Source organism: Ensifer sp. CCNWLY38 (assembly GCF_037120565.1).
Lineage (GTDB): Bacteria > Pseudomonadota > Alphaproteobacteria > Rhizobiales > Rhizobiaceae > Ensifer > Ensifer adhaerens_H.
Map to the genome: position 1 here is coordinate 66,191 of NZ_JBBBBO010000004.1, position 23,474 is coordinate 89,664.

At 62.0% G+C, this 23,474-nt stretch carries 22 protein-coding genes; 12 read left to right on the forward strand and 10 right to left on the reverse strand.

The features are described from left to right. The first annotated feature begins 7 nt into the window (after positions 1 to 7). From V7S54_RS09900 to V7S54_RS09910, 3 genes are all read left to right on the forward strand, one after another. Positions 8 to 1,297, forward strand: coding sequence for a DUF6638 family protein (locus tag V7S54_RS09900; protein WP_336408382.1), 1,290 nt, complete (start codon positions 8 to 10; stop codon positions 1,295 to 1,297). Positions 1,298 to 1,300: 3 nt separating this feature from the next. Continuing rightward, positions 1,301 to 2,521, forward strand: coding sequence for a DUF2333 family protein (locus tag V7S54_RS09905; protein WP_065374268.1), 1,221 nt, complete (start codon positions 1,301 to 1,303; stop codon positions 2,519 to 2,521). 172 nt (positions 2,522 to 2,693) lie between these two features. Beyond that, a complete protein-coding gene (locus tag V7S54_RS09910; protein WP_336408381.1) occupies positions 2,694 to 4,373 on the forward strand; it encodes a formate--tetrahydrofolate ligase in 1,680 nt (559 codons plus the stop codon). 267 nt (positions 4,374 to 4,640) lie between these two features. Here V7S54_RS09910 and V7S54_RS09915 read toward each other — a convergent pair whose 3' ends face one another. Next, positions 4,641 to 5,150 carry a DUF1993 domain-containing protein gene (locus V7S54_RS09915; protein WP_065374266.1) on the reverse strand — a complete coding sequence of 170 codons (510 nt, stop codon included), beginning with the start codon at positions 5,148 to 5,150 and terminating at the stop codon, positions 4,641 to 4,643. A gap of 243 nt (positions 5,151 to 5,393) precedes the next feature. Here V7S54_RS09915 and V7S54_RS09920 point away from each other — a divergent pair, with 243 nt between their 5' ends. Beyond that, entirely contained in the window at positions 5,394 to 5,846 is a 453-nt protein-coding gene (locus tag V7S54_RS09920) for a YiiD C-terminal domain-containing protein (RefSeq protein WP_065374448.1), read from the forward strand. A 32-nt stretch (positions 5,847 to 5,878) separates the two neighbouring features. Here the strand turns inward: V7S54_RS09920 and V7S54_RS09925 are convergent, their stop codons facing one another. Continuing rightward, a complete protein-coding gene (locus V7S54_RS09925; RefSeq protein ID WP_065374265.1) occupies positions 5,879 to 6,799 on the reverse strand; it encodes an extensin family protein in 921 nt (306 codons plus the stop codon). Between the two features lie 399 nt (positions 6,800 to 7,198). Here V7S54_RS09925 and V7S54_RS09930 point away from each other — a divergent pair, with 399 nt between their 5' ends. The 3 genes from V7S54_RS09930 (at position 7,199) to V7S54_RS09940 (ending at position 11,774) form a co-directional block, all read left to right on the forward strand. After that, positions 7,199 to 9,304, forward strand: a complete 2,106-nt coding sequence (locus V7S54_RS09930) for a TonB-dependent receptor domain-containing protein (RefSeq protein WP_065374264.1) — start codon at positions 7,199 to 7,201, stop codon at positions 9,302 to 9,304. Positions 9,305 to 9,427: 123 nt separating this feature from the next. Beyond that, on the forward strand, positions 9,428 to 9,472 hold the full coding sequence (gene trpLE, locus V7S54_RS09935; protein ID WP_178385070.1) for a trpE operon leader peptide TrpLE: 45 nt from the start codon (positions 9,428 to 9,430) through the stop codon (positions 9,470 to 9,472). Positions 9,473 to 9,584: 112 nt separating this feature from the next. Beyond that, positions 9,585 to 11,774 (forward strand): anthranilate synthase, encoded by a 2,190-nt coding sequence (locus V7S54_RS09940; RefSeq protein ID WP_065374263.1) that lies wholly within the window; start codon positions 9,585 to 9,587, stop codon positions 11,772 to 11,774. 97 nt (positions 11,775 to 11,871) lie between these two features. Here the strand turns inward: V7S54_RS09940 and V7S54_RS09945 are convergent, their stop codons facing one another. Then, positions 11,872 to 12,798: a LysR substrate-binding domain-containing protein gene (locus V7S54_RS09945; RefSeq protein WP_065374262.1), complete on the reverse strand. Its 927-nt coding sequence runs from the start codon at positions 12,796 to 12,798 to the stop codon at positions 11,872 to 11,874. Between the two features lie 176 nt (positions 12,799 to 12,974). Between V7S54_RS09945 and V7S54_RS09950 the strand changes: the two genes are divergently transcribed. The 3 genes from V7S54_RS09950 (at position 12,975) to queF (ending at position 16,206) form a co-directional block, all read left to right on the forward strand. After that, positions 12,975 to 14,549: an MFS transporter gene (locus V7S54_RS09950; protein ID WP_083203619.1), complete on the forward strand. Its 1,575-nt coding sequence runs from the start codon at positions 12,975 to 12,977 to the stop codon at positions 14,547 to 14,549. A 125-nt stretch (positions 14,550 to 14,674) separates the two neighbouring features. Next, positions 14,675 to 15,592 carry a cation diffusion facilitator family transporter gene (locus tag V7S54_RS09955; RefSeq protein WP_065374261.1) on the forward strand — a complete coding sequence of 306 codons (918 nt, stop codon included), beginning with the start codon at positions 14,675 to 14,677 and terminating at the stop codon, positions 15,590 to 15,592. A 149-nt stretch (positions 15,593 to 15,741) separates the two neighbouring features. Then, complete coding sequence (queF, locus tag V7S54_RS09960; RefSeq protein WP_065374260.1) at positions 15,742 to 16,206, forward strand: preQ(1) synthase; 465 nt, start codon at positions 15,742 to 15,744, stop codon at positions 16,204 to 16,206. Between the two features lie 18 nt (positions 16,207 to 16,224). Here the strand turns inward: queF and V7S54_RS09965 are convergent, their stop codons facing one another. After that, positions 16,225 to 16,746 carry a chloramphenicol phosphotransferase CPT family protein gene (locus tag V7S54_RS09965; protein ID WP_176707559.1) on the reverse strand — a complete coding sequence of 174 codons (522 nt, stop codon included), beginning with the start codon at positions 16,744 to 16,746 and terminating at the stop codon, positions 16,225 to 16,227. Between the two features lie 11 nt (positions 16,747 to 16,757). Beyond that, complete coding sequence (locus V7S54_RS09970; RefSeq protein ID WP_065374258.1) at positions 16,758 to 17,336, reverse strand: HupE/UreJ family protein; 579 nt, start codon at positions 17,334 to 17,336, stop codon at positions 16,758 to 16,760. A 240-nt stretch (positions 17,337 to 17,576) separates the two neighbouring features. Between V7S54_RS09970 and V7S54_RS09975 the strand changes: the two genes are divergently transcribed. Further along, on the forward strand, positions 17,577 to 18,164 hold the full coding sequence (locus tag V7S54_RS09975; protein ID WP_057253064.1) for an ATP-dependent Clp protease proteolytic subunit: 588 nt from the start codon (positions 17,577 to 17,579) through the stop codon (positions 18,162 to 18,164). Between the two features lie 408 nt (positions 18,165 to 18,572). After that, the gene (gene leuA / locus V7S54_RS09980) at positions 18,573 to 20,282 is read left to right on the forward strand and encodes a 2-isopropylmalate synthase (RefSeq protein WP_065374257.1); all 1,710 of its coding nucleotides are present in this window, start codon (positions 18,573 to 18,575) and stop codon (positions 20,280 to 20,282) included. A 112-nt stretch (positions 20,283 to 20,394) separates the two neighbouring features. Here leuA and V7S54_RS09985 read toward each other — a convergent pair whose 3' ends face one another. The 5 genes from V7S54_RS09985 to V7S54_RS10005 form a co-directional block, all read right to left on the reverse strand. Beyond that, on the reverse strand, positions 20,395 to 20,775 hold the full coding sequence (locus V7S54_RS09985; protein ID WP_065374256.1) for a DUF6481 family protein: 381 nt from the start codon (positions 20,773 to 20,775) through the stop codon (positions 20,395 to 20,397). A 37-nt stretch (positions 20,776 to 20,812) separates the two neighbouring features. Then, a complete protein-coding gene (locus V7S54_RS09990; protein ID WP_065374255.1) occupies positions 20,813 to 21,037 on the reverse strand; it encodes a hypothetical protein in 225 nt (74 codons plus the stop codon). A 184-nt stretch (positions 21,038 to 21,221) separates the two neighbouring features. After that, on the reverse strand, positions 21,222 to 21,431 hold the full coding sequence (locus V7S54_RS09995) for a cold-shock protein (protein WP_053248201.1): 210 nt from the start codon (positions 21,429 to 21,431) through the stop codon (positions 21,222 to 21,224). Positions 21,432 to 21,910: 479 nt separating this feature from the next. Then, positions 21,911 to 22,738 (reverse strand): anti-sigma factor family protein, encoded by an 828-nt coding sequence (locus V7S54_RS10000; RefSeq protein WP_065374254.1) that lies wholly within the window; start codon positions 22,736 to 22,738, stop codon positions 21,911 to 21,913. A 3-nt stretch (positions 22,739 to 22,741) separates the two neighbouring features. Continuing rightward, the gene (locus V7S54_RS10005; protein WP_057253076.1) at positions 22,742 to 23,260 is read right to left on the reverse strand and encodes an RNA polymerase sigma factor; all 519 of its coding nucleotides are present in this window, start codon (positions 23,258 to 23,260) and stop codon (positions 22,742 to 22,744) included. Positions 23,261 to 23,474 lie beyond the last annotated feature (214 nt).

Here is a 23,474-nt window from a genome sequence, read left to right on the forward strand (position 1 = left end):
CTGACCGATGAAACGCCTGCTCGAAGCCGAACTGATCTATGGGCGGCTGCTCGATATTTCCGAGCCGCATCTGATCGCGCGCTACAACAAGGCACTCGAAGGCTTCGGTCTGCGTCCGACGGCGTTGACGGCGTTTAGCATCGACATGACCGGGTTTTCGCCCGAAATCGCTGACGAACTGGGTGACCGTGATTATCTCGATCCGAACCGAGTCAACCGCCGGTTCATCATCATGACGCCGGATCAGGCGGAGCTGCCGGTCGTGCATACGAGCTTCTCCAATACGGCGGCGCTGATGCACGAATTCTTCAACGCCAACGGCCGCGCGATCAATGCCATCACGATCAAGGACGCGCTCTACGGCGAGATCGAGGATTCGGTTTCGGTCGTCGACGACATCGACGACCTGCTGTCGATCAACGAGGTGCGTTTCCGGGTGCTATCGGCCGAGGACATGCTCGGCAAGGCCGCCGAGCTGCGCGGACTGGTCGACCGGCTGAAGAAAGTGCCGACGGCCTGGGCCGACGACGAAATGCTGAACCGCATGGTCGAGCTTGCCAAGCTCACCGGCGATATCCGCCAGAATGCGCTGGTGCCGGACCAGCTCGTCTTCCGCCACGAAGCCTTCTGGGCCAATCATTTCGGCGGCGTCTATGTCTTTCTCGACGACAAGACGACGACCGTGATCTGCGCCCCTTCGGTCCCCGGCTTCCGCCGCTCGCGGCCCTGGCAGGTCAGCTATATCGCCATCAACGATCATGCCCGGATCTACAACTTCCTCGCCTTGACCAAGCGGCTGCAATTACCGCAGGCGTCCTGGGTGGAGGAGTCGGGGCTCTATCAGCACCGAGCCGACATGATCGTGCGCGGGCTTATCGACGAAATTGACCCGACGGCCGATCTCGCCAATGCCGACCGGATCTGGCTGCAGACCTGGATGCACCGCAATGCGGCTGCAGTCGCGAGGGACGGGGCCTATCCGTTCCTGCAGGAAATGATCCGCATGGTTAGTGCGACCGGCACGATCAAGATGCAGGACGTGGCGCCGGCGAACCGCTTCATGCTGGTGCGCGCAGCACCCACCCATCCCGACCAGTGGCTGGTCAACCGGCTGATTTCCCAGCTCGTGCCCCGCGATTTCGTCTCGCGCTTCGTCTTCGACAAGCAGGGCTTCTACGACGCCTATGAGCGCTATGGCGAAAGCTTCAAGGCCTATGTTGTGGCGACGCTGACGGGTTCATATCTCAAAGACAAGGCGGCTTTCCGCCACAAGCTCTACGGCCTCAGAGAGGAATAGGACATGTTCGATCCGATCGTTGCGTTTTTCCAGCGTGTCTTTACCGCGATCGGCCGCGGCATCGGGCTCGTCGTTGCCTGGCTGCTCTGGCCCTTCGTCGCGGCGGGCAACTGGTATCGGCAACGCAGCTGGCTTCTCAAGGGACCGATCGGCCTTATCCTGCTCGGCCTGATCCTGTTCTACGGCTACTTCATCTGGCAGACGCAGGCCTGGACGAATTTTAACGAAGACTATGTCGATCGTTACAAGCTGACGGAGCGCAAGGTCCCTGCCGGCTCGCCGATGAGCGGTCCCGCTGCGACGGGGCAGTCGACGACTGGCGGCACCGCCAACAACCTCGCGGGCGTGGCGACGCAGCCGATGGAATCGACACCGGAAGCACTGGCCGCCGTCCAGCTGCCGGCCGGCACCGTGTGCCAGACCTCGGCGATCGTCGACGTCACCGCCGATCTCATTGATTTCAACGTCAACGAGAACGCCTGGATCTCGTCGATGCTGCTCTACAAGCTCGGCTTCTTCGGGCTCGACTGGGACGACACGCCCTGGCTCGACAACAAGGCGTCGTTCCAGCGCGGCATCAACCAGGCGATCCGCCGGACGTCGGTGGAACTGGTCGATTCGCTCGGTCGCGTGCGCGGCACCTCGGGCATCAACAACGCCCTGCAAAGCGCGCGCGGCAATATGCAGTTCGATGAGGAAACCTGGTACTTCGGCCTGAACCCGTTCGGCCCGAAAACCCCGACGCCGAGCTTCTACCGGGCGGCGATGAGGGATCTCAGGTCCTTCAACATTTCGCTCAGCAAGTGCGACGCGATCTTCGACGGCCGCTCCGACAACCTCGTCGAGTTTCTCGACCGCGTCGCCAACGACCTTGGCAACACGTCGGCCATCCTGCGCGAGCGCTCGGAAAACCACAATGGCGGCTGGTTCGACACGCGCGCCGACGACCGCTTCTGGTTCGCCTATGGCCAGCTCTACGGCTATTACGGCATTCTCTCGGCCGCCGGTGCCGACTTCGACAACGTCGTTGCCCAGCGCGGCCTGACGCCGATCTGGGCGGAAACGATCAAGCAGCTGCGGGCCGCCTTGCGCATCCAGCCATGGATCATCTCCAACGGCGAGGAAGCAGGCTGGATCATGCCGACGCATCTGGCGACGATGGGCTTCTATACGCTGAGGGTACGCTCGAACATCGTCGAAATGCGCGATATCCTCGCGCGATAGGGCGGAACGGCAAGGTGGCGCCTGAACTTCCGGGCGCTGCCGCAGACCTTACTTGAGTTAAAGCGGGATGCGGGCTGAAAGCCGCAGACACGTTTCCTCATCCCGCTCCGGCATCGCGAACTGCGCCTTGAAAGGCGTGGATGAAAACGAGACCCTGGGGAGGGGACATGTCATGACCGAGGTTAAGTCCGATATCGAGATTGCGCGTGCGGCGAAGAAAAAGCCGATCCTGGAGATCGGGGCGGCGCTCGGCATCCCAGCGGAAGATCTGCTGCCCTACGGCCACGACAAGGCTAAGATCGGTGCCGATTTCATCGCCCGGCAGCGCGAAAAGAAAAACGGCCACCTGATCCTGGTGACGGCGATCAATCCGACGCCCGCCGGCGAAGGCAAGACGACGACGACAGTCGGCCTCGGCGACGGGCTCAACCGCATCGGCAAGAAGGCGATCGTCTGCATCCGCGAGGCGTCGCTCGGCCCCTGCTTCGGCATCAAGGGCGGAGCCGCCGGCGGCGGTTACGCACAGGTGGTGCCCATGGAGGACATGAACCTCCATTTCACCGGCGATTTCCACGCCATTACTTCAGCGCACAATCTGCTCGCGGCGCTGCTCGACAATCACATCTACTGGGGCAACGAGCAGAACGTCGACATCCGCCGCATCGCCTGGCGTCGCGTGATGGACATGAACGACCGGGCACTGCGCAGCATTGTCGGGCCGCTCGGTGGTGTCGCGAATGGTTATCCGCGCGAGACCGGTTTCGACATCACCGTTGCCTCGGAGGTCATGGCCATCCTCTGCCTGGCAACCGATCTAAAGGATCTCGAGAAGCGCCTCGGCAATATCATCGTCGGCAACCGACGCGACAAGAGCCCGGTGTTTGCGCGCGACATCAAGGCGGATGGCGCGATGGCGGTGCTGCTCAAGGACGCGATGCAGCCGAACCTGGTGCAGACATTGGAAAACAATCCGGCCTTCGTGCATGGCGGTCCCTTCGCCAATATCGCGCATGGCTGCAATTCGGTGATCGCGACGACGACGGCGCTGAAGCTCGCCGACTATGTGGTGACGGAAGCCGGCTTCGGCGCCGATCTCGGTGCAGAAAAATTCTTCGACATCAAGTGCCGCAAGGCGGGGCTGAAGCCCGATGCCGCCGTGATCGTCGCCACCGTCCGGGCGATCAAGATGAATGGCGGCGTGAAGAAGGACGATCTCGGCAAGGAAAACCTGGAGGCTCTGCGCAAAGGCTGTGCCAACCTTGGCCGGCATGTGCAGAACGTGAAGAAATTCGGCGTTCCCGCGATCGTCGCGATCAACCATTTCACCTCCGACACCGAGGCCGAGATCCAGGCGATCAAGGACTATGTGGCGACACTCGGTGCCGACGCCGTGCTCTGCCGGCATTGGGCCGAGGGGTCGGCGGGAATCGAAGAACTGGCGCGCAAGGTAGCGGATCTTGCCGAGGGCGGCCATTCGCAGTTCTCGCCGCTCTATCCGGATGACATGCCGCTTTTCCACAAGATCGAGACAATCGCCAAGGACATCTATCATGCGAGCGAAGTGATCGCCGACAAGTCGGTGCGCGATCAATTGCACACCTGGGAGAACCAGGGCTATGGCCACCTGCCGATCTGCATGGCCAAGACGCAATATTCCTTCTCGACCGACCCGAACCTGCGCGGCGCGCCGAGCGGCCATGCGGTGCCGATCCGCGAGGTGCGGCTTGCGGCTGGTGCCGGTTTTATCGTGGTCATCACCGGCGAGATCATGACCATGCCCGGCCTTCCCAAAGTGCCGTCGTCGGAGAAGATCTTCCTGAACGAGCAGGGTTATATCGAGGGGCTGTTCTAGAACGACCTCACAGCGCCGCGCGTCTTATCAGACGCGCAAAGGTCGCGGTAACACTTTGAAGTGCTGCATGTTTGCCCTTTAATCGGCTTCGATCAAAGGAAACATGCAGTAGTGCGTTTATTTGAACGCACGGCGCCCCAAACGTTTGCGTGTTGGTGCGCGCTTTGGTTCCCTCGACCGGCCTGAGCAAAACAACGCCGCGCGTCCGGCGGGATGCGCGGCGTTGTCGTGTTTTGCATTGCTTCGTCTTCGCTTCCGGAACGGAGGTTAGGCAGTGAGGCTGAGGAAGTCGGCCTTGCCGATCGAGACGCCCTTGTGGCGCAGGATGTCGTAGGCCGTCGTCAGGTGGAAATAGAAGTTCGGCAGAACGAATCTCAACAGGTACTCTTCGCCCGTGAGCGTCACTTTCAGGGTCGGGAAGTTGAGGACGACCTCGCGGCTGCCGCTATCTTCCAGGTCGACGGGGCGCACAGTTTCAAGAAAAGCAACCGTGTTGGCGATGCGCTGACGCAGTTCGTCCAGGGTCTTTTCCTCGTCCGGAAAACGGGGAACCTCGATCGAGGTCAGGCGCCCGACCAGACCCTTGCTCGTGTCGCTTACACGCTGCACCTGGCCGGCAAGCGTCAGCATGTCCGGCGCCAGCCGGGCATTGACAAGATCATCAGGGGAGATGCCGTTGTCGCGCGCGTGAGCCTCGGCCTTGTCGAGCAGTTTGGTGAGCACACCAAGGCCGCGAATGAATGCGGGAATGGAGAGATGGTACATCGTCAATGCCATGACACATTTCCTTGAGACTGGGCGCAAAACGGGTGGATTTTCCTCGTGCCTGTATTTGGGAGCCGGGGTGCCGTCCTGCAAGGCGCGCCGACCGGTATCTTTGTGGTTACGAGGTTGGCCGGAGGCGACTGAAGGCGGGCCTGCGGCTCTGGCCAGGACATGGCGCCTCGTGCATTGATTGGAGGCCACCTTTGCGCGACTCGCAAGGCGTACGCCGCTGCAGCAGACACAATGGATACCGCCATGACGCCTCAGGATTTGCAGACCTATCTTCATGCCCATATCCCGCTGTCGGCGGCGATGCAGGTTCATGTGGAGGAGGTGGCGGACGACCATGTCCTGCTGTCGGCGCCCCTGGCACCCAACATCAATCACCGCGAGACGGTGTTCGGCGGCAGCGCCTCGGCGCTATCGATCCTGTCGGCCTGGTCGCTCCTGCATGTGCGGTTGCGCAAAAGCGGCGTGGCGGCGCGTCTGGTGATTCAGAGCAACCGCATGGACTATCTAAAGCCGGTGGCCGGTGCCTTTTCGGCTCGCTCGTCGTTGGCGAATGCCGGGCAGTGGCCGAGCTTTCTGCGGATGCTCGAACGGCGGGGCAGGGCGCGGGCCGTGGTCGTTGCCGACCTGCTTGACGGTGGAGAGGTGGCCGGACGCTTCGAGGGCGAGTTCGTCGCCCTCGGCTATGACAAGGGCTGAGCTGTGCGTAGCCCTCACCAATAGACCCCCGCCTAACGGCAGTAGCGATAGTCGTTGCGGCGTTCGATGACGTCGAGATGAAGGTGGGTTTCGTGGGCGGCGTCGCTGCCGGGATCGAGCACGGTTCTGAAGTAGAGGCAGGCGGAGGCGGTGACCGCGCGCTGGAAGGCGCCGTCCATCGTGCCATCCTCGTCGCGCGGCTGGATGGCGATCGTTGTTCCGTCGCTCAAGCGGAAGGACGCGATGTCGACGGCGTTGCCGTGGGCATGTTCGGAGATCTTACCTGACGTTCCGTTGTTGCGCAGGCGGCAGATATAGGTCGACGCCTGGTTCAGCGCCTTGATCTTGATGTTCTTGTCGAAGGCGACCTCGGCAGCCGGCTGGGCGGCTTCCTTCGTCCAGCGCGCCAGCGCCAGCGCCGTTTCGCACCGCATCACTCCCTTGGGCGCGAGCGTAACGTCGGGAAGAATGCTGGTGACCTCCAGCGGCTTATCGATGCCACAGCCCTTGCCGTCGTCGATGCGCTTGGCTTCGACAAACGTCGCGCCAACCGCTTTCAGGTCGGCGAGGCACTTGGCATATTCGGCAGCATTCTCCGTCTCGACCGGTGGATAGACGATTGGCGTCGGCGCTGGCTTGGCATCCTTCTTCTCGTCTGCGCGCTGGTCCTTTTCGTCCGCCGGCGGCTCCTTGTCCTTTGTCGATTGCTCGTCTCCATCCGCCTGCTTCGGCTGCGGAACGGGCTGTTCGCGGTCGGCTGCCGTCGGCTCTTTCTCCGTCGCGCTCTTGCTGTCGTCCGCCGGTGCCGTCGGCTTCCTGTCGGGTGTCGGAACAGCTTCTTCCGCCCCCGTATCCGTCGACGGCTTTTCTATCGGGATGGGGCCGTATTTCGGCAGGCTGGCGCCCGTCAGGATCAGGAGTGACAGCAGGATCAAGGGGAAAGAGCGACGCATCCAGTACCTTTCTCACTGCCCGCGCGGCGGGCTTTGAGCGGAGGGAACGCGCAGAACCGGATCTGGTTTCATGAGATCGCGATGATTTGGGTGGAATCGACCCAATCATAAACGTGACCGATTCCAACAAATTAGAGCGGGATGCGGGCGGAAAGCCGCATACACTTTTCCTCGTCCGCTCCGTCTATCCGGCAAAAGCGTTGCAGTTCGGCAACGCCTCGAATTGGCACGACCCCACAAATTGTGGGGAGTATCTTTGTATGTTGACAAATATACTCATGTTTTTTATGCGGCATAAATGAGGCGACGACATGTCGCAACGCCCAGAACGCGCCCAGCCAGCCCCTTGAGTTTGCCGCTCAACAGCAAGCCCGGCCTCGAACCTCAAAGGATTGGTCCATGCTCACCCGGCATCGTCGCCAGGCCCTGTTGGCTTGCACGACAACTCTTGCAATTTCAGTCGCTACCATCGCATTCGCCCAGAGCGCGACAACCCAGGCAAAGCCGGAAGAGAAAAAGGCCGACGAGACCAAGAAGGGCGAAACCTACCTCTCGCCGATCGTTGCCAAGGGCGCGCGCACCGCTGACCCCTATGCCAAGGCTGGCCCGGTCAGCGTCGTCACGTCCGACCAGATCGACCTGCAATCCGGTCTGGAGACCGACGATCTGCTGCGCGGCGTTCCCGGCACGTCGACCGCCAACAACCCGCAGAACCCGGGCGTTGCGGTCAACATCCGTGGCTTCGAGGGTTCCGGCCGCGTCAACATGATGATCGACGGTGTGCGCCAGAACTTCCGCTTCACCGGCCACGAAGCCCAGGGCTTTGCCTATTTCGATCCGGCATTCCTGTCCGAGATCGACGTCACCCGCGGTGCCGTCACCGGTGTCGGCGGCGGTGCATTGGCCGGTTCGGTCAATTTCAGAACCTACGACGTCGAAGACCTGATCCAGGACGGCAAGACCTACGGCGGCATCGCTTCTGCCACCTACGGCAGCAACGAGGCCGGCTGGTCGGAATCTTTGATCGGCGCCTATCGTTTCAACGACGTCTTCTCGGTACTCGGCGGCATCAGCAAGGCTGATCCCGGCAACTACGACAACGGCAACGGCGTAACGGTGCCTTACACCGAGGAAGACCTGCTTTCCGGCCTGTTGAAGTTCGAGGTGACCCCGGACCAGGACCACACCTTCAAGCTCACCGGCATCACCTATGACAACGACTTCTTCGCGAACTCCTACTTCCAGAACGTGAAGAACGAGACCGTTTCGGCCAGCTATTCCTATACGCCGGACAACGAACTCATCGACTTCCGGGCCAATGCCTATTGGAACCGGCTGAAGATGAAGTACGACACCGATATTCGCGGTGGCGGCACGGCGGCCGGTCGTCGCATCACCGATACGGGCAAGGGCTTCGATATCTCGAACACCTCGCTGTTCGATCTCGGCGACGTTGCTGTCCGGGCGAACTACGGCGTCGAATACTTCCGCGACGACTATGACGTCATCAACAGCACGGCGCGCCCGTCTGGCGGCGTCAACGGTAGCGGTACGAATGCCACGACCGGCGTCTTCAGCAACACGACCTTTACCTATGGCATCGTCGACCTGACGGCCGGCCTGCGGTGGGATCACTTCAGCCTCGATGGTTCCGGCGCCGTGGTGCGAGGCAACCCGATCGGCCTGCCGGCGGGTCCCTACACGGTCGACAAGTCCGACGGCCGTCTCAATCCGAACGTCACGGTCGCGCTCAACCCGACGGACTGGTTCCAGCCCTACGTTACCTACGCCGAGACCTCGCGTTCGCCGACCGTCAACGAGACCTTCGCCGGCGGCACGCACCCGGGTACGAGCGGCCAGTCGTTCTTCCCCAATCCGTTCCTCGAGCCTGAAATCTCGAAGGGCTGGGAAATCGGCGCGAACTTCACCTTCGACGGGCTGCTCGATCCCAGCGACAGCCTGCGTGTGAAGGCGAACTACTTCCACAACCGGATCGACAACTACATCACCGCAGCGCTGCTGGGTGGTGGTCGCCAGATCTTCTTCGTCAACAATCCCGGCACGTCGACGGTGCAGGGCTTCGAACTCCAGGCGGCCTACGATGCCGGCTATGTCTTCGGTGATCTCGCCTACACCTACACCGACAGCAACCTGCCTTCGCAGGTCAATGGATTCGGTGTCCAGAGCTACCTGCCTGACAACATCATCAGCGCAACGCTCGGTGCGCGCTTCCTCGAAGACCAGCGCCTGACGGTCGGCACGCGGCTCTATGCCGTGTCGAACGCATTCGTCGGCGAGATCAACCGCACGCCGCCGAACGTTCCGGGCTATGGCCTCGTCGACCTCTTCGCGAACTACAAGTTCGAGAACGGCTTCGAGGTGACGGCGACGGTGACGAACCTGTTCGACAAGACCTACACGCCGTCGTCGAGCACGATTGCAGGCAGCACGATCGATACGGGTCGCGGTCGCACCTTCCTGGTTACGGCGAAGGCGAAGTTCTGATAGGATCAGATCAACTCCAGTCGGGCGGCTCGCAAGAGCCGCCTCTTTTTTTGATCGATCCGTGATATCCGGCGCGGCTTTCCCGCTTGCGCAAGGCATCAACCCACGCTAACACTTTCGCCCATGGAAAATGCACGCAACATTTCGATCTGGTGGTGGGCTCGCTGAAGCGGCCTTGACCAGTCATGCGTGATTGAGAGATGAAGCCGCCCGGAGATTTCGAGGCGGCTTTTTTCATGTTTGGGCCGCTCAAGGACCGGGCTTTTACGGAGCGAGGCGAATGGCAACGGTAATTCTCGAGGGCGGAGCGGAGAGCTACACCACCAAAGGCGGCATCGTGGTGACGCGCAGGCGACGCGAAGCCTCCTATGGCCAGGCGATCGCGAGCTATGTGGACAAGCTCGATGAACGCCGCGGCGCGGTGTTTTCCTCCAACTATGAATATCCCGGCCGCTACACCCGTTGGGACACGGCTGTGGTCGATCCGCCGCTCGGCATTTCCTCCTTCGGCCGCTCGCTCTGGATCGAAGCCTATAACGACCGCGGCGAAGTGCTGCTGTCGATCATCGCCGAGCACCTGAAGACGGTCGCCGACATCACGCTCGGCGCGTCGACCACCCGTCGCCTTGATCTGACGATCAACCAGCCTGACCGCGTCTTCACCGAGGAAGAGCGCTCGAAGATGCCGACGGTGTTCAGCGTGCTGCGCGCCGTCACCAATCTCTTCCATTCGGCCGAGGATGCGAGCCTCGGCCTCTACGGCGCCTTCGGCTACGATCTTGCCTTTCAGTTCGATGCGATCGACCTGAAGCTCAAGCGTCCCGACGACCAGCGCGACATGGTGCTGTTCCTGCCGGACGAGATCCTGGTTGTCGACCACTATGCCGCCAAGGCCTGGATCGACCGCTACGATTTTGCAAAGGACGGCAAGACGACCGAAGGCAAGGCGGACGAGATTGCGAGCGAACCCTTCCAGACGGTCGACAGCATCCCGCCGCATGGCGACCATCGCCCGGGCGAATATGCCGAGCTCGTCGTCAAAGCGAAGGAGAGCTTCCGTCGTGGCGATCTGTTCGAAGTGGTGCCCGGCCAGAAGTTCTTCGAGCGCTGCGAGAGCAAGCCATCGGAGATCTCCAACCGGCTGAAGGCGATCAATCCGTCGCCCTATTCGTTCTTCATCAATCTCGGAAACCAGGAGTATCTCGTCGGCGCGTCGCCGGAAATGTTCGTTCGCGTTTCCGGCCGCCGCATCGAGACCTGCCCGATCTCCGGAACGATCAAGCGCGGCGACGACCCGATCGCCGACAGCGAGCAGATACTGAAGCTCTTGAATTCCAAGAAGGACGAATCCGAGCTCACCATGTGCTCGGACGTTGACCGCAACGACAAGAGCCGCGTCTGTGTGCCGGGCTCGGTCAAGGTCATCGGCCGCCGGCAGATCGAGATGTATTCGCGCCTGATCCACACGGTCGACCACATCGAAGGACGCCTGCGCGACGACATGGATGCCTTCGACGGCTTCCTCAGCCACGCCTGGGCGGTGACGGTCACCGGTGCGCCGAAGCTCTGGGCCATGCGCTTCATCGAAAGCCATGAGAAGAGCCCGCGCGCATGGTATGGTGGCGCCATCGGCATGGTCGGCTTCAACGGCGACATGAACACGGGCCTGACGCTGCGCACGATCCGTATCAAGGACGGTATCGCCGAGGTCAGGGCAGGGGCAACGCTGCTCTACGATTCAAACCCGGAAGAAGAAGAAGCCGAAACCGAACTGAAGGCCTCCGCCATGATCGCTGCCATTCGCGACGCGAAATCCGCCAACGCCGGCAAGGCAAGCCGCGACGTTGCGGCGGTCGGCGCCGGCGTCAACATCCTGCTCGTCGACCACGAAGACAGCTTCGTTCATACGCTGGCGAACTATTTCCGCCAGACTGGGGCAACCGTCACGACAGTACGCACGCCGGTGGCCGAGGAGATCTTCGACCGGGTGAAGCCGGATCTCGTCGTGCTTTCACCCGGGCCCGGCAACCCCAAGGATTTCGACTGCAGGGCAACGATCAAGAAGGCGCGGGCGCGCGAACTGCCGATCTTTGGCGTCTGCCTCGGCCTGCAGGCGCTTGCCGAAGCCTATGGCGGGGACCTGCGCCAACTCGCGATCCCGATGCACGGCAAGCCGTCGCGCATCCGCGTGCTGGAACCGGGCATCGTCTTCTCCGGTCTCGGCAAGGAAGTGACCGTCGGCCGCTACCACTCGATCTTCGCCGATCCGTCGAGCTTGCCCAACGACTTCATGATTACGGCTGAAAGCGAAGACGGCACGATCATGGGTATCGAGCACACCAAGGAACCGGTGGCAGCCGTGCAGTTTCACCCGGAATCGATCATGACGCTTGGCGGCGACGCCGGCATGCGGATGATCGAGAACGTCGTGGCGCATCTCGCCAAGCGCGCCAAGATCAAGGCAGCCTGAGCATTCCCGCATTCGGGCATTGCTGCACCGGGAAGATTTTGACGACATTGAAGAACCAGGGGGCCGCTTCCGTTATGGAAGCGGCCCTTTTTTGTTCCTACCGTGTCGCCTGAATGGCTGGCGCGCGCTCGCAGTGATCGGCAAAAAGCCGTTCGCTCAGGAAATCGACGAACACGCGCACCTTTGGCGATAGATGGCGGTTTGACGGCCAGAGGAGGTGAAACTGCCCGGGAGCGTCGAGATAGGCGTCAAGCACGGTGCGGAGCCGGCCATCGCTGAGCGGCTGGCGCGCGAGGAAGTCCGGCAGGCAGCCGATGCCAAGCCCGCTGAGGACGGCGCCGCTGAGCGCCTCCATGTTGTTGCTGTAGAGCACGGTCTTGATCTGCGGTCCGGGTCCGTCTGAGGGCATGGCGATCGGCCATTCCTGCAGCTTCCGGCTGTTGGGAAAACGGAAGCGGATCGCATGGTGCCCGTCGAGGTCACGCGGGCATTCGGGTGTGCCATGCCGATCGAGATAGGCGGGGGCGGCGCAGAGCAGAAGCTGGAACGGTCGCAGGGCCCGGGTCATCAGCCGGGAATCCGGCAGCACGCCGCTGCGGATGGCGACGTCGACTTCCTCGTCGATCAGATCGACGATGCGGTCGTTGAAGTCGAGGTCGAGCTCGATTTCGGGATGGCGCCGCACGAACTCCGGCAGCACCGGCAACAGCAGATGATAGCTGACGATCGGCACGCTGACGCGCAGCCGACCGCGCGGAACGGCCACCGCCTCGGCCAGCGAAGCCTCGGCGTCGTCGAGGTCGTCGAGGATGCGGCGGCAGCGCTCGTGAAAGAGGCGTCCCTCCTCGGTCAGCCGGATGCTGCGGGTCGAGCGCTGTAGCAGGCGGACGCCGAGCTGCTTTTCGAGAGCGGTGACTGCCTTGCCGACCGCGGAGGCGGACAGGCCGAGCACGCGCCCGGCCGCGACGAAGCTCCCGAGATCGGCGGTGCGGACGAAGGCGGTCAATCCACTCAGGCGATCCATTACTGACTTCCTATTCGAGCGTTCTGTTCCGGTATGCCTGTCCGCTTGGCGCAATATTCAACCGATTATGGCTAAACTATCCTGCATTCGTCAATCGATACCCAAGCGGTGGACGTCCAACTACAGGTTTCCAGGAAGCCTGTGTGGGTATCTCCTTGCTCCAACGGATGGACGATATGAGAGATCAGTTCAAAGACCGGCGCGGACGCCGGTTCGTACTCCTCGCGGTGTGTTGCGCAGCAGCGGCAATGCCGCTCACCTTCACGGGACCAGCCGTGGCGCTGCCTTCGATCAGCCGCAGCCTCGGCGCCGATCCGATCGCGCTCAATTGGGTCACCAATGCCTTCATGCTGACCTTCGGCAGTTCGCTGATGGCGACAGGCGCAGTTGCCGACAGTTTCGGCCGCAAGCGCGTCTTCCTCGGTGGTCTCGCCGCCTTCCTGCTGTTCTCGGCCGCTCTGGCATTCGCCGGCAATATCGTCTGGTTCGACGTGTTGCGCGCGCTTCAAGGGATCGGGGCAGCCGCCGCCTTCTCCGGCGGCATGGCCTCGCTCGCCCAGGAATTCGAAGGAAACGAGCGGCTGAGAGCCTTCAGTCTCGTTGGCGCCAGCTTCGGCGTCGGCCTCGCCTTCGGACCGATCGCCTCGGGCCTCATGGTCGAGGCCTTCGGGTGGCCGGCGATCTTCCTGCTCGTCGTCGCTCTTGCTGGCCTGGCGCTGGCACTCGGCGCGGTTTTCATGCGAGAGACGCGGGATCCGGATGCCACCGGCCTTGACTGGAGGGGAGCCGCGAGTTTCACCGCGGCGCTGACTGCGCTCACCTTCGGCATTTTGCAGGCACCGGAAAGCGGCTGGAGCCACCCGCTCGTGGTCGCCATGTTCGCGGCCTCCGTGCTTTTCTTTCTGGCCTTCTGGCGGATCGAGCGCTCGGTCGCGCGGCCGATGCTCGATCTGACGCTGTTTCGCTATCCACGCTTCGTCGGCGTGCAATTGCTTGCGGCCGCTCCCGCCTATGGCTTCGTCGTCCTCCTCATCCTGCTTCCCGTGCGTTTCATCGGCATCGAAGGCATGAGCGCGGTCTCAGGTGGCCAGATGATGATCGCGATGTCTGCGCCGCTTCTGATCCTGCCGATTGCCGCAGGCCTGCTGACGCGCTGGTTCACGCCGGCAGCGATCTGTGGAGCGGGCTTGCTGCTCTCGGCGGCGGGGCTCTTCTGGTTGAGCCGGTTTCCGGTGGGTTCCGAGCCCGCCGTTCTGCTCGCACCTCTGCTGCTGATCGGTCTTGGCATCAGCCTGCCCTGGGGGCTGATGGACGGGCTTGCCGTCAGCGTCGTGCCGAAGGAGCGCGCGGGGATGGCAACGGGGATCTTCAGCACCACGCGCGTTGCAGGCGAGGGCGTAGCGCTCGCAATCGTGACCGCAGTTCTCTCGGCGCTCACCGCCTCGAACCTGGGACCGGAGGGCGGCGCGAATGCCGCTGCAATGGCCCAGCGCATCGTGACCGGCAACCTCGCGGACGCAGCGCTGCTTGCACCGCAGACATCGCACGCGGTTCTCCTGCAAGCCTATGGCGATGCGTTCAATGCCCTGCTTTGGCTGCTGACCGGCATCACGGTGGCGACCGCAGCCGTCGTGTTCTTCTTCATCGGCCGGAGCAGCAAGGCTGCCGACGGCGATGAAATCGAAGCCGAGATGTTCGCCCTCGAGGTCATGGCCTGCGGAGAAACCGGAGCCAGCCGAACCAAGCTTTGACAAGCGGCGCCCAATCGCTCATATGCTGAGGCATAAACCGCCTGCGCGAAATTCGCGCGGGCGGTTTTGCGTTTCAATGGGCTTGCGTTTGCAACTCGTTTGCATCTGCATAGGGAATGATCAAAATGTCTGCATCCGACAACAGAACCGTCCTGCGGCTTGCCTTCTGGGGCATTCCGCTGTCTCTGGCCGTGCTGGGGCTGAAGCTTCTCGCCTGGTGGCTCACCGGCTCGGTGGCCCTTTTGTCCGATGGTCTCGAATCCACGGTCAACGTGATCGCCGCAGTGATCGCCTATCTGATGATCGGTTATGCTTCCAAACCGGCGGATGCCGGCCATCCCTTCGGCCACCACAAGGCCGAGTATTTTTCAGCCGTCATCGAAGGCGTGCTGATTGTCGTTGCAGCTCTTTTGATCGTCTGGGAAGCGGTGCCGGCGATCATGGCGCCGGTGGTGATGGAAGCGCCGGCTCTGGGCCTGGCGATCAACTTCGCCGCGGGTGTCGTCAACGCCATCTGGGCCTATGTGCTGATCACAGCCGGCCGCAAGCATCGCTCGCCGGCACTCAGCGCCGACGGCCATCACATCCTCTCCGACGTCGTCACTTCGGCCGGTGTGCTCGTCGGCCTTATCCTTGCCATTGCCACCGGCTACGCGATCCTCGACCCCTTGCTTGCTGTCGTGGTCGCCTGCAACATCCTCTTCCAGGGCTGGATGGTGATCTCGCGTTCGATCGACGGATTGATGGACCGCGCGGTTTCGGGTGAAGAAGAAGAGGCGATCAAGCAGGCGATCGCCGCCAATGCCGCGGGGTCGCTCGGCGTGCACGATCTCAAGACCCGTCAGGCCGGTCCGGCCATCTTTGTGGACTTCCACATGGTCGTACCGGAAGCAATGCCGGTCGGCGAGGCGCACGATATCTGCGACCGGATCGAGGATGCGATCCGAGTGGTGCATCCCGGGGCCAGGATAGCGATCCATGTGGAGCCGGAGGGCGAAAAGGCACACGGCGTGCGCGTCAAGACGACGTCAGCGCGCCATTGAAAACACAAACTGCCGATATCGCTTGAACTGCGAGAAGATTTCCTTCTTAAGGCAGTTCTGATTTAAGGGCCGCAAACGGAGCGGGTCGGCGAGGGCGCAAGCCGGTATCGACCGAACCCACGCGCGGATGTTCACGGAGCAACAGGCAAATGAGCAAGACTGACGTATCTGGCCTCTCGCAATTGGGCGCGAAGGTCGACCTGCCGCAGAGCCCGGAAGAGGCGGTGCTGGAGCGGGTGCCGAGCGGCAACAAGGGCAAGGACTATCTGGTGCGCTTCACCGCGCCGGAGTTCACCTCGCTCTGCCCGATGACCGGGCAGCCGGACTTCGCCCATATCGTCATCGATTATGTGCCGGACGAGTGGCTGGTGGAATCGAAGTCGCTGAAACTGTTCCTGCACTCTTTCCGCAACCACGGCGCCTTTCACGAGGACTGCACCATCGAGATCGCCAGCCGGCTGGTCTCGCTGCTTTCGCCGCGCTGGCTCCGGATTGGCGCCTACTGGTATCCGCGCGGCGGCATCCCGATCGACGTCTTCTGGCAGACCGGCAAGCCGCCGGAAGGCCTGTGGCTGCCCGACCAGGGTGTGCCGACCTATCGCGGTCGCGGCTAAAGGAAAACAAGGTCCCCGCTACGGCTTGAAAGCCTGGCGTTGGCGCCAAGCATCAGCGATGCGCGCGGCAACCTGATCGGTAGGGTCGCGCGTATCCACTTCGAGGTCGTAGTGGCAGTGGTCATGCGTCTTCAGGTGAAAGCGCGCTTCGCCGGGCGTGCGATCGCCGCGCTCGCGCTCGCGACGCTCAAGGTCTTCGATGGGCGCATGAACGCCGATCCAGAAGATATCCAGATGTGCTGTCAGTTTTCTGATCTCGTCGGACCAGCTTTGCTCCTCGACGATGTGCTCGACGATCAGATCGTTTCCGGTCTCGGCGAAAGCGGCGATCGAGCGATGAAATCCGTCGAAGAACCTGTTGCGTTCACCGCGCATCCCATGGTGCATGCTACGCCTGAGCACCCGAAAGCCTGCATCGGCAAGCTGATCTGACGCATAGTAGCAAAAGGGCTCCGGGAGGATTTCCCGGAGCGCCTTTGCCAGCGTGGATTTTCCGGAACTGGACGTGCCATTCAGAAAGATAATGCGTCCGTGCTGCACGTTTGCTGATCTCAGCCGAAGATCAGGGCTGCACCCGCAACTGCCGTCAGCCCGCCGAGGATGCGTGCCAGCACGTTGCCGCCGGAAAGGCGCTGAAGGGCGATGCCGAGGCCGATGCCGGCTACATGAAGCGCTGCGGTGGCAGGGATGAAACCGATCGAGAAGGCAAGCGCGCCGGCGCTGCCAAGCTCACCGCCATGGGCGTGGCCGTGGAAGAGGGCAAAGACGCCGACGATCGCCGCCGATGCCGCGGTGTCGAGGCGCACCGCCATGGCGACGAGCAGGCCGAGTGCGACCACAGAGGCCAAGATCGCCGGCTCGACGAAGGGCAGGCCGACGCCGGCCATGGCGAGCGCGAAGCCTGCCGCCATCATGGAGACGAAGGCCGTCGGCACGATCCACAGTGCCCGGCCGCCAATCTGGGCGGCCCAGAGGCCGACGGCGACCATGACGAGGATATGGTCGAGGCCGAAGAGCGGATGCGAGAAGCCGGCCGCGAACGAACCGTGTTCTTCCGGGTTGAGGTGGGCGAAGGCCGGGGCGGCGGAAGCGATCAGCGCCGCGGCGGCAATCAGGATGCGTCTGTTCATGCGCGTCCCCATGGATCGGCGAGGCCTGGGAGGACGGCCCCGTTCTGCAGTTCTTTGACGCTGTTGATCTTATTGGCCTTTGCCCACCTGTCTATACGGCATTTGGCGGTAGGTGTTTTTACCATAAGCGAAGTGCGCCTTGCCGCTTTGTCGCCGCTTCCGTTTGTTGCATTGTCTTCGGGGTCGAGTCGCATTATCTGACTTTGACTGAAGACTTCATGAGACGCCGGAGAAACACGGATGTACGACAACGACGACGAGGACGACAAGAAGACCGAATTGCCGCTCGGCAAGGAAACGGAGGCGAACCTTTTCAAGTCGCGTTCGATTTTCATCTACGGCACGATCACCCAGGAACTGGCGCAGAAGGTGTGCTCGCAGCTCGTGGCGCTTGCGTCGGCCAGCGATGAGGACATCCGTCTCTTCGTCAGTTCGCCGGGCGGCCACGTCGAATCCGGCGACAGCATTCACGACATGATCAAGTTCGTGAAGCCGAAGGTCTGGACGATCGGCACCGGCTGGGTCGCATCCGCCGGCGCGCTGATTTATGTCGGCGTTCCCAAGGAGCGTCGCCTTTGCCTGCCGAACACCCGCTTCCTGCTTCACCAACCGTCGGGCGGCACCCGAGGCATGGCTTCGGACATCGAGATCCAGGCACGCGAAATCATCAAGATGAACGAGCGCCTGAACAAGATCTTCTCCGAAGCGACCGGCCAGACGGTCGAAAAGATCGCCAAGGACACCGAGCGCGATTACTGGCTGTCGGCTGAAGAGGCCAAAAGCTATGGTCTCGTGTCGCGCATCATCACCTCGGCTGCAGACATCTGAGTTCGCTTCAGCCGAACGGATATGAAGGGCACCGGCATCGCGCCGGTGCCCTTTTCCTTTGCAGTGACCTCCGCGCATTGTGCCGCTTGCTCCGGTTCGGCAAGCCGTGTATAGGCTTTGACCATGACCAAGGCTGACGCATATCGGATCGCCTCGATCCCCGCCGGACACGATGACAATCGTGCGCCGTCGCGCGCCTTCGCATCGCTTCTTCTTCTCGGCCTTACTCGCGGTTGCCGGGTTCGCTGAGGAGCGCCCGGCGGCCGAAAAGCCACGCCGGCGGATGCTCCTCGACCCCATAGAGTTTTAGGACAAAGGCGCGCCCGCCGCGGCATTTGCCATCGCAATCCGGTCCCCGATCGGTTATGGCAATGCGGCCAGAGCGCTCAGTGATGAAGAGAAGCTGCAATGATCCAGAAATCCCATTCCATCAAGAACGGCATGCCGGAAGCGTCGGTGAAGTATCAGCCTTACCCGCAGATCGCCCTCGCCGACCGCACCTGGCCGTCGAAGACGATCACCAAGGCGCCGATCTGGTGCTCGGTCGACCTGCGCGACGGCAACCAGTCGCTTGTCGATCCGATGGGCCACGATCGCAAGGCGCGCATGTTCCAGCTCTTGCTCGACATGGGCTTCAAGGAAATCGAGATCGGCTTCCCCTCGGCCTCGCAGACGGACTTCGACTTTGCCCGCTGGTGCATCGAGGAGGGCAACGTCGCCAAGGACGTGTCGCTGCAGGTGCTGGTGCAGTGCCGGCCCGAACTGATCACCCGTACCTTCGAGGCACTCGAGGGCGCCCACCAGCCGATAGTGCACTTCTACAATTCGACCAGTGAGTTGCAGCGCCGGGTGGTGTTTGCCAAGGACGTCGCAGGCATCAAGCAGATTGCCACCGACGCTGCCAAGATGATCACCGACATGGCGGCCAAGGCCGGTGGCGGCTACCGCTTCGAATACTCGCCGGAGAGTTTTACCGGCACCGAGCTCGAAGTGGCGCTGGAGATCTGCAATGCGGTCACCGAAATCGTCAAGCCGACGCCGGACAACAAGCTGATCCTGAACCTGCCCTCGACCGTCGAGATGGCGACGCCGAACATCTATGCCGACCAGATCGAATGGATGTGCCGCAACCTCGACAATCGCGAGAGCCTGATCATCTCGCTGCACCCACACAACGACCGCGGCACCGGCATCGCCGCCACCGAGCTCGGCCTGATGGCCGGCGCCGACCGCGTCGAAGGCACGCTGTTCGGCAACGGTGAGCGCACCGGCAACGTCGACGTCGTCACCCTGGCGCTGAACATGTTCACGCAAGGCGTCGACCCGCAGCTCGACTGCTCCGATATCGAGCGGATCAAGGAAGTCTACGAATACTCCAACCAGATGGTCATTCCGGAGCGCCACCCCTATGTCGGAGAGCTGGTCTATACGGCCTTCTCCGGCTCGCACCAGGATGCGATCAACAAGGGCATGAAGGCGATCAAGACGGCCAACAAGCCGCTCTGGGAAGTGCCGTACCTGCCGATCGATCCGCGCGACGTCGGCCGCTCATACGAGGCGATCATCCGCATCAACTCGCAGTCGGGCAAGGGCGGCATCGCCTATATCCTGCAGGAGGATTACGGCATCAACCTGCCGCGCAACCTCCAGGTCGAGTTCCGCGAAGACATCCAGCGCATTACCGACGAGGAGGGCAAGGAGCTGCCCTCGAAGCGCATCCATGAGCGCTTTATCGAACGCTACGTCGAGCAGCCGGGCGCGCGCATCAAGTTCGTCGATCACCACACCTATCCCGCGGGCGAACACAAGGGCGTGCGCGTGGTGGCGGCCGAGATCACCGACAATGGCGAGGTGAAGCGCATCGAAGGCAAGGGCACCGGGCCGATCGACGGCTTCATCAACGCGCTGTCGATCTATCTCGGCGTCGATCTTTCGGTTGCCGACTATTCCGAGCATTCGCTGCAGCACGGCTCGAACGCAGCCGCGATCGCCTATGTCGAGATGGAGCACCCGGGCGGCAAGCTGTTCGGTGCCGGCATCAACACCAACATCGTTGCCGCCTCGCTCGAAGCGATCGTCTCGGCGGCGAACCGCGTTCTGGAAATGAAGCGCGGCTGATCAACAAAAACGCCGCGCGCCCTCAATGGACGCGCGGCGTTTTCGATCAATCGTTGAGATAGCGCAGTCGCAGCTCGGCATGACGGCGTCATGCCGGCGCGCCGGTCGCCTGTTATGCCTGCCGCGCCTTGCGGTTGGCGTAGCGCCGGTCGCGTTCGGCCTTGCGAGCGGCCTCGTCCTCGATCACGCGCGCAATGCGGCTCCGATCAGCGGCCTCGCGTGCCTCGGTTTCAGCTCTTGCAGCGGCTGTGACGGCGGCCTCGCGCTCTGCCGCCTCGGCCTGCAGACGCTCGCGCTCCTCGGCCTTCGCCCGTTCGCGACCAGCGCGCCGTTCCTCGCGGGCCGCAGCGACTGCCTGACGCTCGGCCTGGCGGGCGAGCTGGGTCGGTTCTGCGGCTTCCTTTGCCGCGCGGTAGGCGTCAAGAAGCGCCTTCTTCGCATCGGCAGCGGCGCTGCGACGGTCGGTGAGTTCACTGTTTCTGATGTTTCTCAAGTCTCTCTTCCAGTTGAAGCGTCACGCTGACTGAAGGTCAGGTTTTTCTGACGCGTTTCGAAATGGGGGCGGCAACACCCGCCAGACGATCTTGCAATTCCTTCGCCAGGCGTGCTTCGCGCAGGCGCAAGGTCTTCTCTTCGCGAGCCTGGACGATGGCGTCGAGTTCCTCGACTGCGCTGCCTCGGGCAAAGAATTGCGATTGCTCCTTGGCAAAGGCAATTTCGGCCCGCTGGCGCGATTTGGTGTGGGTCTCTGTCATGGGTGATCCCGATCTTTCAGGCGCGTCGACGGTACTCACGTCGTTCCCGATGTGCAACGCAGTCGCGGGAACGTGCATTCGATGCGCGGAAATAAAAAAGGCCAGGCATATTGCCTGACCTTGATGGGTATCATGCTCTCGACAGTGCCAGTACATCCGTGGTCAAGGGAGAGCCGATACCGATTCAGGCCGCCTGAAGGTTGCAGGCCGACATCTTGCCCGACTTGTTGTCGCGCTCCATGTCGTAGGAGACCTTCTGGCCTTCGACGATTTCGCGCATGCCAGCGCGTTCGACGGCGGAGATGTGGACGAAGGCGTCCGGGCCGCCGTTGTCAGGCTGAATGAAGCCGAAGCCCTTGGTGGAATTAAACCATTTAACTGTGCCGGTGGTCATGAAGAACCCTCTCATAGCATATTGAACGACCGCGACGCGGGAGCGCTGCGGATGGTGATAGCGATTTTTGAAAGGAAGGTTCGTTCAGGGCGCGGTTGCTAGATGCGCGGTAACCAAAGCTTAGCAAGCAAATATCGATTTGCCAGAGATATAGACAAAGTATTGCAATGTCAACATTTGGTTTTTTCTTTCCGATTTTTGCCAATTTTGCGGGAGCTTCGACGCTCCAATTCAGACTCAATATTTGGCCATCGCGATATATGTATTTTGCGACGTGGTCGCAGGTGTAACCGTTTGGTTGCCTACACAAATTTCTGCTTGATCCAAACACGGGCGCACGAATTATGCTCTCTGCCGAGCCGCGGCCGATGTCTGCTTTTCATGGCAGCGAAATCTGCCTTGGCAACTGGTGTTGCCAAGGGGGCGGTTCCAGAATTTTCGTGTTGGTTGCGGCAAAGCTAAGCTTTGAAGGCGTGAACTCAGATCGTCGCGGCGGCGGCCTCGGCGATATCCTGCATCCCGACATGGGCGGAAGGGCCGACGAGCACGAAGGAGGCGCCACCTCTCTGCCAGGAGACCATGCCGAGATCATCGCGGATGCTCTCGTCAAAATCGTTCGACTGCGGGCCGGTGGTATTCTTGAGAAAGCAGATCGCGAAGATCTCGCCTTCCGTGCTGCGGTAAACGAGCTGTGCCACGGGTTTGCCGTTGGCCACCAGCAGACGGGCGCCCTCGAAGGTCAGGCCCTTACCGCCAAGCTGCGGAATCTTGAAGGGAACGCCGACGCTGGATGCAAGCCAGGTCTCGATCTTGGGAGCCTCGGAGGCGGGAACCTCGACGAGATGCTCTTTCTGGCGCGAATAGATGCGGTGGTAGTCGGCGATATCGTCCAGCCAACCGCGCGCTGCAGCCACTTCGGCCGGTTCGCCCACATTGTTTGCCGTGCCGATGACGAAGCCGGCCGAACCGCCGAGCAGCATCAGTGCGACCGATGCGGCAAGCACGCGCGGCCAGATGCGCACGTTTCTGACGTTGGCGGCTGTCGCCGTCACGCGTTCGGTTTTGGGGCTGACACCGGGACCCTGCTTGATCTGTCGCACCAGGGCCAGCGGCACGGGATCGTGCAGAAAATCCTCAAAAGCCGTATCGCCGAAGCTGCTGCCGGCTTTCAGCTTTTCGAACAAAGCCTTGGCGTCTTCGTCGCGGGCGAGAAGCGCGTCGAGTTCATTTCGTTCCGCTTCGCCGATCTCACCGTCGATATAGGCGGATAGGCGAACTTCGAGTGCGTGACCCTTTGTCTGTTGCAACGGTCAGGCCCTCCTTTCGGTATTCTCGGAGATCATGGCGGCAAGCCTGAGGCGCGCCGTCGACAGCCTGCTCATGACAGTGCCGATCGGAATGCCGAGGATGTCGGCCGTCTCGCGGTAGCTGTGGCCTTCGACATTGACCAGCAGGAACACGCTCGCCAGGCCTTCGGGCATCGACAGGATCATCTTCTGCAATTGGTTGGCGTAGACGGCCTTTTCGGCCGAAGCCTCGATGCTGAGCTCGTCCTGGCCGAGCGCATCGACCGTGCCGCTGCCGGCGCGGACCTTGCGCTTGCGAATCTCGTCGACCCAAAGGTTGCGCGTCATCGCATAGACCCAGCTTTCCAGCCGGCCTTCTCCGTTCCACAGGTGGCTGCGCGTGATCGCGCGCTCGCAGGCTTCCTGGACCAGGTCGTCGGCATCATTGGCGTTGCGCGTCAGCGTCATCGCGAACCGACGCAATTTGGGCAGGAGACTGACCAAGTCGCGTCTGAAGTCCTTCGTTTCTGCCGCTGGACGCATTGCTCTTCCAAATGAAACGTGCCGGATCGTGCATTTATTCGCGGTGCGAGGCACGAGCCGGATGATATGAAACATTTGCCCCTTAGTCTGCAAGGGAAGTGCCGGAACGGAAAGCAAATTCTGCTGCTTCATGGCGTCTTTTCTCAAAAAGCTTTTGCTTGCCGGCGGCCGTTAACCAAGGGCTTCGTTACCGTAAACTGCACCCGCGCCCCGA